Source organism: Streptomyces sp. NPDC002573 (assembly GCF_042889625.1).
GTDB classification, from domain to species: Bacteria; Actinomycetota; Actinomycetes; order Streptomycetales; family Streptomycetaceae; genus Streptomyces; species Streptomyces gibsoniae.
Window position 1 is genome coordinate 67637 of the sequence record NZ_JBIARC010000041.1, and the last position, 10321, is coordinate 77957.

9 protein-coding genes are annotated in these 10321 nt (G+C 69.7%); 6 read left to right on the forward strand and 3 right to left on the reverse strand.

What is annotated here, in order from left to right; genetic code table 11:
* Window positions 1-46: 46 nt before the first annotated feature.
* Together ACFYX0_RS31195 and ACFYX0_RS31200 are read left to right on the forward strand one after the other, a co-directional pair.
* Entirely contained in the window at window positions 47-1324 is a 1278-nt protein-coding gene (locus ACFYX0_RS31195) for an amino acid deaminase (protein WP_388975081.1), read from the forward strand.
* An 11-nt stretch (window positions 1325-1335) separates the two neighbouring features.
* Complete coding sequence (locus tag ACFYX0_RS31200; RefSeq protein ID WP_388975083.1) at window positions 1336-2946, forward strand: amidohydrolase family protein; 1611 nt, start codon at window positions 1336-1338, stop codon at window positions 2944-2946.
* A gap of 28 nt (window positions 2947-2974) precedes the next feature.
* On the opposite strand, the gene ACFYX0_RS31205 is transcribed toward ACFYX0_RS31200, so the two are convergent.
* Together ACFYX0_RS31205 and ACFYX0_RS31210 are read right to left on the reverse strand one after the other, a co-directional pair.
* Window positions 2975-3850, reverse strand: coding sequence for a serine protease (locus tag ACFYX0_RS31205; RefSeq protein WP_388975086.1), 876 nt, complete (start codon window positions 3848-3850; stop codon window positions 2975-2977).
* Window positions 3851-4005: 155 nt separating this feature from the next.
* On the reverse strand, window positions 4006-4797 hold the full coding sequence (locus ACFYX0_RS31210; protein ID WP_388975088.1) for a hypothetical protein: 792 nt from the start codon (window positions 4795-4797) through the stop codon (window positions 4006-4008).
* 127 nt (window positions 4798-4924) lie between these two features.
* Between ACFYX0_RS31210 and ACFYX0_RS31215 the strand changes: the two genes are divergently transcribed.
* Window positions 4925-6136 carry a pyridoxal phosphate-dependent aminotransferase gene (locus tag ACFYX0_RS31215; RefSeq protein ID WP_388975091.1) on the forward strand — a complete coding sequence of 404 codons (1212 nt, stop codon included), beginning with the start codon at window positions 4925-4927 and terminating at the stop codon, window positions 6134-6136.
* A 120-nt stretch (window positions 6137-6256) separates the two neighbouring features.
* A complete protein-coding gene (locus tag ACFYX0_RS31220) occupies window positions 6257-6673 on the forward strand; it encodes a hypothetical protein (RefSeq protein ID WP_388975094.1) in 417 nt (138 codons plus the stop codon).
* A 128-nt stretch (window positions 6674-6801) separates the two neighbouring features.
* Here ACFYX0_RS31220 and ACFYX0_RS31225 read toward each other — a convergent pair whose 3' ends face one another.
* On the reverse strand, window positions 6802-7917 hold the full coding sequence (locus ACFYX0_RS31225; protein ID WP_388975096.1) for a glycosyltransferase: 1116 nt from the start codon (window positions 7915-7917) through the stop codon (window positions 6802-6804).
* Window positions 7918-8480: 563 nt separating this feature from the next.
* Between ACFYX0_RS31225 and ACFYX0_RS31230 the strand changes: the two genes are divergently transcribed.
* Window positions 8481-8960 carry a tetratricopeptide repeat protein gene (locus ACFYX0_RS31230; RefSeq protein WP_388975099.1) on the forward strand — a complete coding sequence of 160 codons (480 nt, stop codon included), beginning with the start codon at window positions 8481-8483 and terminating at the stop codon, window positions 8958-8960.
* The gene (locus ACFYX0_RS31235; RefSeq protein WP_355909499.1) at window positions 8957-10231 is read left to right on the forward strand and encodes a glycosyltransferase; all 1275 of its coding nucleotides are present in this window, start codon (window positions 8957-8959) and stop codon (window positions 10229-10231) included. The genes ACFYX0_RS31230 and ACFYX0_RS31235 overlap by 4 nt, the downstream gene beginning before the upstream one ends.
* Window positions 10232-10321: the final 90 nt, after the last annotated feature.

Here is a 10321-nt window from a genome sequence, read left to right on the forward strand (position 1 = left end):
CAACGGTCGTTGCGTAGAGTGCAACGACTGGGATCAAGGAGGCCCCATGGACGCCGCCACCGCCGCAGAACGCCTCGCCGCCCTCACGGCGGACCGCGTCGACCACCGCTTCAAAGGCCTCCCCCCGGACGCCGACGGGCTGACCCTGGCCGAACTGGCGGACGAGGGCCGCAATCTGTTCACCGGCGGCTTCACCACGCCCGTCCTCGCCCTGTCCGCCGAGCGCCTCCGGCACAACCTCGCGCTGATGGAGACGTACACAGCCCGCCACGGCCTCGCCTTCGCCCCGCACGGCAAGACGTCGATGGCGCCGCAGCTCTTCCACCGCCAGCTGGCGCACGGGGCATGGGGCATCACCCTCGCGGTCCCCCACCAGGTGCGCGTGGCCCGGGCCTTCGGGATCAGCCGGGTGTTCCTCGCCAACGAGCTGGTGGACGCCGCGGCCCTGCGCTGGATCGCCGCCGAACTGGCCGCCGACCCGGAGTTCCGCCTCGTCTGCTACGTCGACTCCGTGCGCGGGGTGGAGCTGATGGACGCGGCCCTGGGGGGCGCCGCCCGCCCGGTGGAGGTCGTCGTCGAGCTGGGCGCGGGCGAAGGCGCCCGGACCGGTGTGCGCACCGAGACGGACGCGAGGGCGGTCGCGGACGCGGTGGGGGGCACGGACACCCTGCGTCTGGTGGGCGTGGCGGGGTACGAGGCCCAGGTGCCCGAGGCCTCGCCGGAGCGGGTGCGGGCCTGGCTGCGCCGGCTGACCGGGATCGCCGTGGAGTTCGACAAGGCGGGGCGGTTCACGGGGACCGGCGAGATCGTGGTCAGCGCGGGCGGCAGCGAGTGGTTCGACGCGGTCGCCGACGTCTTCGCCGAGATCCCCGAACTCTCCCTTCCCGTACTGAAGTTGCTGCGATCCGGCGCGTATGTCTCGCACGACGACGTGCACTACCGCAGGCTGACCCCGTTCAACCGGGTGCCGGAGGAGGGCGCCCTGGAGCCCGCGTTCCGGCTGTGGGCCCAGGTGGTCTCCCGCCCGTCGGCGGACCAGGCGTTCGTCAACGCGGGCAAGCGCGACGCCGCCTACGACCTCGACCTCCCCGTGGCCCAGGCCGTGCGCCGGGACGGCACCGAGCGCCCGGCGGCCGGGATCGAGGTGACGGCCCTCTCCGACCAGCACCTCTGGCTGAGCACGCGCCCCGAGGCGGACGTCGAGGTGGGCGACTGGGTCGGCTTCGGCCTGTCCCACCCGTGCACGTCCTTCGACAAGTGGCAGGTGATCCCGGTCGCCGAGGCGGACGGGACGGTCGTCGACTACATCCGCACGTTCTTCTAGGAGGGCCGGTCGTGGAGCAGCTCGTCATCCGGGACGCCGACGTCGTGGACGGCAGCGGGGAACCCTCGTACCGCGCCGACGTCGTGATCGACGGCGGCAGGATCACCGCGATCGTGAAGGAGGCCGCGGCGGCGGGCTGCCAGCGCCCCCGGGCCGTGCGGGAACTGGACGCGGAGGGTCTGGTCCTCGCCCCCGGCTTCATCGACATGCACGCCCACAGCGATCTCGCCCTGCTGCGCGACCCCGACCACAGCGCGAAGGCGGCGCAGGGCGTGACGCTGGAGGTCATCGGGCAGGACGGGCTGTCGTACGCGCCGGTCGACGACCGTACGCTGGCCGAGGTGCGGCGCGCGATCACCGGCTGGAACAGCTACGGCGACGACATCGACTTCACCTGGCGGACGGTGGGCGAGTATCTGGACCGCCTGGACCAGGGCATCGCGGTCAACGCCGCCTATCTGATCCCGCAGGGCACGGTCCGGATGCTGGCCGTGGGCTGGGAGGACCGGGAGGCGACGCCCGAGGAGCTGGACCGGATGCGGCGCCTGGTCGCGGAGGGCCTGGAGCAGGGCGCGGTCGGCATGTCGTCCGGGCTCACCTACACCCCCGGCATGTACGCCAAGGACGCCGAACTCACCGAGCTGTGCCGGGTGGTGGCCGAGTACGGCGGCTACTACTGCCCGCACCAACGCAGTTACGGGGCGGGCGCCCTGGAGGCGTACGCGGAGATGGTGGCCCTGGCCCGCACGGCCGGCTGTCCGCTGCACCTCGCACACGCCACCATGAACTTCGGTGTGAACGAGGGCCGCGCCCCCGAGCTGCTGTCCCTGCTCGACGAAGCGCTGGCGGCGGGCGCGGACATCACCCTGGACACCTATCCCTACACCCCGGGCTCCACCACGCTGGCGGCACTGCTGCCGAGCTGGGCGAGCGAGGGCGGCCCCGAGGAGGTCCTGCGCCGGCTCGCCGACCCCGCGACGGCCGAGCGGATCCGGCACGACCTGGAGGTGACCGGCGCCGACGGCTGCCACGGCGTGCCCGTCGACTGGGACACCGTCGAGATCTCCGGGGTGAGCGATCCGGCGCTCGCCGAGTACGTCGGCACGACGGTGCGTCAGGCGGCGGACCGGCGCGGCGAGGAGCCCTGGGCGACGGCCCGCCGGCTGCTGGTCGAGGACCGCCTCGGGCCGACGATCCTCCAGCACGTGGGCCACGAGGAGAACGTCCGGGCGATCATGCGGCATCGCGTCCACACCGGGGGCTCCGACGGCATCCTGCAAGGTGCGAAGCCGCATCCGAGGGCGTACGGCACCTTCCCGCACTACCTCGGCCGGTACGTCCGCGAGCTGGGGGTGCTGTCGCTGGAGGAGTGCGTCGCCCATCTCACCGCGCGGCCGGCGGCCCGGCTGCGTCTGCCGGACCGCGGTCTGGTCCGCGAGGGATACCGCGCCGACCTGGCGCTCTTCGACCCGGCGACGGTCGCGGCGGGCGCCACGTTCGAGCGACCGCGCGCACTGCCGACCGGTATCCCGTACGTGCTGGTCGACGGCCGTTTCGTGATCGAGGACGGACGCCGGACGGACGTCCTCGCGGGGCGGGCGGTCCGCAGGACTGCGCGGTGACCGCCCGCCGTCGAGCCACCGAGGGCGGTTACGGCTTGGGCAGGGTGCAGCCGCTCGCGTTGAGGTTCAGCTTGTTCCCGGTGCCGAAGCAGGCCGGGATCAGATACGTCTCCTCGGCGTAGTTGATGCCCTGACGCACGGTCACCGTGCCGTTCGCGTCGACCTCACAGGGGTTGTCGACGGTGCAGCGCTCACCGTTCTCGTTGCCGGTGTTGTTGACGGCGACGACCTTGCCGGTGCTGTTGTCGATGACGGGCGAGCCCGAGGTGCCGCCGATGGTGTCGCAGGCGGAGGTGTAACGGACCGAGTCCTTCCAGGTCCAGTCACCCTCCTTCAGGCGGTAGACGAACCCGTCGACGTTGCAGCTGTATATGCGCTTCCAGTAACCGGAGACGACCTTGATGGCCGTGCCGGCGACCGGATGGGTGTCCGCGACGGTGAGCGCGCTGATGCCGTACGAGCTCCTGATCTGCGCGTAGGTGGTGGTGAGCTGGTAGATCGTGACGTCCGTGTCGGTCATCGTGGAGTACGCGACCTTGCTCGCACGCAACGTCGCGACCTTGCTGCCCGCGGAGTTGAGCAGTCCGAACGTACGGCTGGAGGACTGTCCGACGATGACCTGACCCGGGTCGGGGAAGCCGGTCTCCAGGCAGTGGCCGTTGGTGAGCACGAGCGCCGGGTCGGTGTCCGCGGAGTTCGGGAAGCGGATGACGGAGCCGGAGCAGTTGCTGAGCGAGACGGTGCCGGCGAAGTCGACGGCCCGGACCGTGGCCGTCGGGGAGGCGGCCGTGGTGCGGGAAGCCGTGGGTGCGGTCCGGGCGGCCTGGGGAGCCGCGACCGCCGGTGCCGCACCGGCTCCGGCGATCACCAGAGCGAAGAGCGCGGCAACGAGAGGCTTTCTCATGTGGGGGGTCCCCTCTTGATGAGGTTGCGATGACGCGACGGGCCGGAGGTCCTCCGGCCCGGCCCTGCGTTTGTCATGCGCATTGTCAACGTAGGGGTGCGTCGGAGCAAGGATCGGTTTTCGGCCTGTCGCCGAGGAGCCCGCGCCCGACGCGGCTACCAGGGGTGCCGGGGACCCCCGTGGCCGTGGCCCGGATGGCCCTGCCAGCTGCCGTCCGACGCAGTGGGACTCGCGGTCGCGGAGGGCGGGGCGGAGGAGGTGGCCTGGCCGGTGGGTGCCGCCGGGGAGGTGGCGGGATTCGCGCTACGTGTGGCGGGCACCTTCCGCGAGGCGGCGGCCGTCGGGGACGCGCTCGCGGCGTCGGCCGGGGCGACGGAACGGGAGGGCTGGACGGAGGGGGCGGGGCTGGAGGACACGGAGCTGCTCTCCCCGGGCACCTCGGACCGGGCCGCCTTCGGCCGCGCGGACTCCTCGGTGCCGCCCTGCGCGCCCCCGGCGGAACCGGAGCCGAAGCTCCCGGCCAGAGCGGCGGCCACGCCCACGACGCCGAGCGCGCCGGCGGTTATGAGCAGACGGCGGGGCCCCCGGGAGCGCGGCGCGGGACGCGCCCGGTGCCGTGATTCGCCCCGGGGCGCGGGCACCGCCGGACCTTCCGAGGCGGGCGCCGCCGGGCCTTCGGGGGCGGGCCCCGCCGGGCCGTACTCGTCGAGCGTCACCCTGGGCAGCTCGCGCGTCTCGTCGTAGGCGTTCTGCCAGCCATGGGCGGCGGCCGGGTCGGCGTATACGCCGTACTCCGGGGCCGTATCGACGTGCGGGTGATACACGTTCGGGGGACTCTGCGGTGCGCCGTTCACCGGCTGCGTCCCCCCGGTGGGGTGAGCACCCGTCGCGCCATTGACGGCGTTCGCGCCGTGCGTCCCGTCGCCGGGCCGATGTTCCCAAGACATGGGCGTGCATTTTAGGGGCGGAAGTGACACGTGATGCGACCACCCGGGGACGACCGGTCGAACCGACACCGCCCACGTGGTGGAAAACACGCGGCACGACCGCAGACACGGCCGTAAGCTCACGGACATGCAGGTGATCCAGTCCACGAAGCTCGCCAATGTCTGCTACGAGATCCGGGGCCCGGTTCTCGAGGAGGCGATGCGGCTGGAGGCAGCGGGTCACCGCATCCTCAAGCTCAACACCGGCAACCCGGCCGCCTTCGGCTTCGACTGCCCGCCGGAGATCCTGGAGGACATCCTCCGCAACGTCTCGACGGCCCACGGCTACGGCGACGCCAAGGGCCTGCTCGCCGCCCGCCGGGCGGTCGTGATGCACAACCAGACCCTCGGCATCGAGACGGACGTCGAGCACGTCTTCATCGGCAACGGCGTCTCCGAGCTGATCGTCATGGCGATGCAGGGCCTGCTGGACGACGGCGACGAGGTGCTCGTACCGGCCCCGGACTACCCCCTGTGGACGGCGGCGGTGTCCCTGGCGGGCGGCACGGCCGTGCACTACCACTGCGACGAGCAGTCCGACTGGACGCCGGACCTGGCGGACATGGAACGCAAGATCACAGACCGCACCAAGGCCCTCGTCATCATCAACCCGAACAACCCGACGGGCGCGGTCTACGACGAGGCGATGCTGCGCGGCCTGACGGACATCGCGCGCCGGCACAACCTCCTCGTCTGCTCCGACGAGATCTACGACAAGATCCTCTACGACGGCGCCACCCACACCCCCACAGCCGCGGTGGCCCCGGACCTGCTGACCCTCACCTTCAACGGCATGTCGAAGGCGTACCGGGTGGCGGGGTACCGGGTGGGCTGGATGGCGATCTCCGGCCCCCGGGCGCACGCGGCGTCGTACATCGAGGGTCTGACGATCCTCGCGAACATGCGGCTGTGCGCGAACATGCCGGGCCAGCACGGTGTGGTGGCGGCGCTCAGCGGCCGCCAGACGATCAACGACCTGGTGCTGCCGGGCGGGCGGCTGAAGGAGCAGCGGGACGCGGCGTACGAGCTGCTGACCCGGATCCCGGGTGTGACCTGTGTGAAGCCGAAGGGCGCGCTGTATCTGTTCCCGCGCCTCGACCCGAACGTCTTCAAGATCAAGGACGACCGGCAGATGGTCCTCGACCTGCTGCGCAGCGAGAAGATCATGGTCGTCCAGGGGACGGGCTTCAACTGGCCGGAGCCCGATCACTTCCGGGTGGTGACCCTGCCGACCGTGGCCGATCTGACGTCGGCGATCACACGGATAGGGAATTTCCTGGACGGCTACGGCCAGCCCTGACCCTCTGTCGGCGACCCCGCCCTCACGGCGGGTGACCGGCCGAGGCATTCCGCGATCCGACTCAATTTTAGACGAATTCCAAGCTAGGATGGTTTCCTGTCAAGCACAGGAGGCCGTCCCATGTACGAACCGATCCGCACCAAGTCGGTCCACACACCGGCCTGCCCTGACCCCGACTTCCCGCACCGCTCCCGCGAGGAGGAGCTGGACATCCAGCTCGCCGGTCATCTGGCCGCACTGCTCGCGGTGACCGACGAGCTGCGGTCCCTGGCCCCCTCCGGGGACCTGAACACGGCGGCCGAGCGGCTCGCCGACCAGGTGGCGCGGCTGCGCGGGGGCGTACGGCCGGTCCGTGCGACCTCCGCCACGCACGGCGGTGACGCGCAGATCGCACCCCTCCACCGGCGCGCCCATGCGCTGGCGGGCCGGGCCCTGGTGGTCGCGGCGTCCCGCGCGGACACGGCAGCCGCGATCCTGTCGGCGGAGCGCATCGACGCCCACGCCGCCGCGTCGGCCGAGCCGGTCGCCGCCGGCTGACCCTCCCGAGCCGTCCCGGCCGGCTCCCCCTGACGGCCCCGGTCCGCGTGCACCCGCAGCGTCGCGCGGACCGGGTGCCACACAGCACTGCGTTCGCCTGAGCGGGACTTCCGGCCTCGGCACCGCTCTCAGGCTCCTACGAGCTCCCTCGAGCCCAGTTCGCATCGCGCGCTCTCAAGGTTCTTGATCACACGTTCTCGATGCTCATCGGGCAACTTGCCACCCTCAAGCAGGCGTTCGCAGCAGCGCATCGACTCCTCGTACTCGCCCACCCAGTAGGCGGACACAGCGAGTTCATCGAGCGCCCGCCACTCGTACCACTCGCGCTCGACGAACAGGATGTCGCTCGGATACGGGATCCGCGCCGCTTGCCGCGCGAACATGTGGGCGAGCGGCCAGCGCCCACCTTCGACACGGCACAGACGGGCGAGTTCACCAATGGCCTCGGCGCGTGAGGGGCGGCTCTCGTACGCACGCAGATAGCGGTCCATCACCTCGGCCGGCGGGCACTTGAGCTTTTCTGCGAGCCGTGCGGCCCGGAGACGTGCGCAGAAGCCCTCCTGAACACAGCCGTCCATGGCAGCCCGGCGATCGTAGGTTTCGAGAGCCTTCCCCAGCTCGCCGGTGTTGCCCCAGCTCTGACCGAGGTAGAAGACGTAACGGGCGTTGTCGGGCTCCTTGAGCAAACCTTGCTGGAGGGTCTTCACGTCGCGCAGATACTTCTCCCTCACGTCTCCCTGCCTGTCGCGTGCCCCGCCGCCCACGATGAGGATGTTGGCACCTTCGAGAGCCCCGACAGTGAATCCGGAACCGCAGTCGAGGTACTCGTGCAGGACGCCGACGTACCGCCAAGTCAGCCGCGTCGAGACCAGGGCGCGGCGCCGATGGATGATCGGCCCGTTGTGCACTGCGACTCTGTAGGCGTCGTGAGTCAGCTCCGGCATGCAGAAGCCGGGCTCCACCTCCATCATGTCGTCGGCGTCCATGAAGAGCAGGTAGTCCGCGCTATCCCGGGCGAGTTCGATCGCTTCGGTACGACTCCCGTCGAACCCCTTCCAGGGCCGTTCGTACAGTTCACCGGGCAGATCACGGTAGACGTCGCGGATGACGTCCTGGGTGCCGTCGGTCGAGCCCGTGTCCACGATGACCCAGGAATCGATCAAGGGTCGTACGGATTCCAGGCAACGCCGAATCACCGGGGCTTCGTCTTTGACGATCATGTTCAGACAGATCGTGGGCTTCACGGGTACCGTCCAACTCCGCGGCAGCAAACAACCGGTGAGTTACGGTATCCAGTCACTTGAGGTCACACAAAGAAGCTGGACCGAAGCCGCCGTTTTTCTCGTCCAGAAGGGCCTACCGCGGCAGCGGACTTATCAGCGGAAGAACTGCACGAAGAGCCGACCAGTGACCTGATGAGAACGCCGGGTTCACGAAGTCGCTTCCGTGAAGCACCATCTCGGTTGGGTACATTCGAGTGGTCTGCTGCTCCCAGGTGCCTGCCGAATGGCGGCGCCATCGGGCAGCCTCGTAACGTCGGCGGAAATGAGGGTGGTTCGGTCTCCGGTACCTCCCCCGACACCACACGGCCATTTCGGTGTCGGCCACCTGAGATCGTCCGCACCCGCGTGTCCTCACCATTCCGACGAGATGTGGCCAAGTGAAACGTAGGAAATTGTGGGCAGGGTTCGCCGGACTGGCGGCCGTATTCACCGGGGTGACCACCTGGGCGATTGCATCCCGGTCGACCGCACCTCATCCGGACTCCAGGCCGCCGTCAGCGGTCCGGGTGGACCAGGACCCCGACGTGCTTCTGCAGACGGCCATGCTGCAGATTGAGAAGTTCCACGATTCCCAGGGGGCCTCCCGTACCTACAGGCGCATTCTGAAGCTGGACCCTCACAACAAGGTCGCCTGGTACAACCTGGGGGTCATCGCGCAGCAGGACGACAGGAAGTCCGATGCCCGTGAGGCCTACGAAAAGGCTCTCAAGATCGACCCACAGTACGAGTCGGCTCTCTTCAACGAGGCGATTCTGCTGAGGCCGAGCGAGCCCGACCGGGCCATGGGACTCCTGAAGCGTGTCATCGCCGTCGACCCGAAAGCGGGCACCGCCCATCTGAATCTCGGACACATCCTGGCGGACAAGCACCAGGTCGATGGTGCGAAGGACGAGTTCCGCCGTGCCGTCGAGATCGATCCCTCGCTGCGTTCCTCAGTACCGGAACGCTTCCAGGGTTCCATCAGCCCCTCCTCGACATCGGACCAAGCAGGGAGCACCAGATGACGTCGCCCGCGACACCGAGATTCTCCATCTTCACCCCGAGCCACCAGCCTCGCTTTCTCGATGAGTGCCTGGCGTCCCTGCAGGCGCAGACCTGTTCGGACTGGGAGTGGATCGTCCTGCTCAACAAGGGCGCCCGGTGGCGGCCGGAGCACCCCGACGACAGGATCCGCCTCGAGATCGCAGACGGCGTCGACGGCGTCGGAGCGGCGAAGCGCAAGGCCTGCGAACTGGCACGGGGCGAGATCCTCGTGGAACTCGACCACGACGACCTCCTGGCGAAGTCGTGCCTGACGGAGCTCGGCGAGGCGTTCGACGCGCACCCCGAGGCTGTCTTCGTCTACAGCAACACCGCCCAGATCACCGAGGACGGAAAACGGGACGAAAGCCGCTTCGACGAGGCGTTCGGCTGGAAGTACGAGGAGGTGACCGTGGACGGCCGCAGCCTCCTGCAGGCCGTCTCCCTGGCACCGACACCTCACAACGTCTCCTACATCTGGTACGCGCCCAACCACGTGCGGGCGTTCCGCAAGGAGAGCTACGAGAAGGCCGGCGGGTACGACGCTTCGCGTACGGTCCTGGACGACCAGGACCTGATGTGCCGCCTCTTCCACGTCGGCGACTTCCATCACATCAACCGCTGCCTGTACCTCCAGCGGGTGCACCCCGCCAACACCCAGCGCGACCCGGAGATCAACGCGCACATCCAGCGCGAGACGGTCACCTTGTACGACAAGTACATCGAGGCCAACGCCCTCGCCTGGACCCAGCGACGCGAACTGCTCGCGCTGAACCTCGGCGCGGCCGACCGGAAGCCGCCCGGCTACCTGGGTGTGGACCAGAACCCGGGAGAGGGCGTCGACATCGTCGCGCCGATGCCCGGAAAGCTGGACCTGGCTGACGGCTCGGTCGGCCTGATCCGGGCGGTGGAGTTCCTGGAGCGCGTGCCGGCGAAGGTGCCGCTCATCAACGAGTTGTACCGGCTGCTCGCGCCCGGCGGCATGCTCCTCACCACGACGCCGAGCTCCGACGGCCGCGGCGCCTACCAGAACCCGACGCACGTCGCCTACTACAACGAGAACTCGTTCTGGTACTACACGGACGACCAGTACCGCGCCTTCGTGCCCGACCTCGATGCCCGGTTCCAGTCGTCGCGGCTGGTCACCTACTTCCCGACCGAGTGGCACTCCGACAACAACATCTCCTACGTGGTCGCCAACCTCATCGCGATGAAGGAGGGCGCCGCGAGGTGCGGAGGACCGCTGCTGGTGTAGGCCCCAGGGGGCGGGGGGGGGGGGCCCCCCCCGGGGCCCCCCCGGGGCCCCCCCCCCCCGGCGGGATGCGGTGACGAAAACGGGCGCCAC

Coding starts and splice junctions, on each gene's coding strand:
- ACFYX0_RS31195 (WP_388975081.1), top strand. CDS start 47: ATGGACGCCGCCACCGCCGCAGAACGCCTCGCCGCCCTCACGGCGGAC.
- ACFYX0_RS31205 (WP_388975086.1), bottom strand. CDS start 3,850: ATGAGAAAGCCTCTCGTTGCCGCGCTCTTCGCTCTGGTGATCGCCGGA.
- ACFYX0_RS31210 (WP_388975088.1), bottom strand. CDS start 4,797: ATGTCTTGGGAACATCGGCCCGGCGACGGGACGCACGGCGCGAACGCC.
- ACFYX0_RS31215 (WP_388975091.1), top strand. CDS start 4,925: ATGCAGGTGATCCAGTCCACGAAGCTCGCCAATGTCTGCTACGAGATC.
- ACFYX0_RS31220 (WP_388975094.1), top strand. CDS start 6,257: ATGTACGAACCGATCCGCACCAAGTCGGTCCACACACCGGCCTGCCCT.
- ACFYX0_RS31235 (WP_355909499.1), top strand. CDS start 8,957: ATGACGTCGCCCGCGACACCGAGATTCTCCATCTTCACCCCGAGCCAC.